The sequence below is a fragment of the Roseateles sp. P5_B10 genome, from assembly GCF_056400485.1.
This window is the reverse complement of sequence record NZ_JBFULE010001756.1, coordinates 1-525: the sequence shown is the minus strand read 5'-3', so window position 1 is coordinate 525 and position 525 is coordinate 1. Positions and strand designations below refer to the sequence as shown.

Here is a 525-nt window from a genome sequence, read left to right as displayed (position 1 = left end):
CGCCAGATCTGCGTGGCTTCGGCGATTCCGACGCGCCGGCTGATGGCTACACCAAGGCGGCGATGGCGCGCGATATCCATGCGCTGGTGGTCGGCCTGAAATATCCCAAGGTGAAAATTGTCGGGCACGACATCGGTCTGATGGTCGCCTATGCCTATGCTGCGCAATATCCGGCCGAGGTCGATCGTATCGCGCTGATGGATGCGTTCCTGCCCGGCGTCGGCGACTGGACCCATGTCTGGCTGCTGCGCGATCTCTGGCATTTTCATTTCTACGGCAAGACGCCGCTGGCGCTGGTAGCGGGCCGCGAGCGCATTTACCTCGAACACTTCTGGAATGATTTCGCGGCGGACCCGAAGAAGTCGGTGCCGGAAAAGGACCGCGTGTTTTACGCCAAGGCCTATGCGAAGCCCGGCCACATGGCAGCCGGTTTCGAGGTCTTCCGCGCTTTTGAGAAAGATGCCGCCGAGTTTGCCGAACTTGCCAAGACCAAACTGCCAATGCCGATGCTGGTTCTCTCCGGTG

1 protein-coding gene is annotated in these 525 nt (G+C 60.6%); it reads left to right on the top strand.

What is annotated here, in order from left to right; genetic code table 11:
• Positions 1 to 525: alpha/beta fold hydrolase (locus AC1DU6_RS35735; protein WP_477863370.1), on the top strand; the 525-nt coding region annotated here is incomplete at both ends.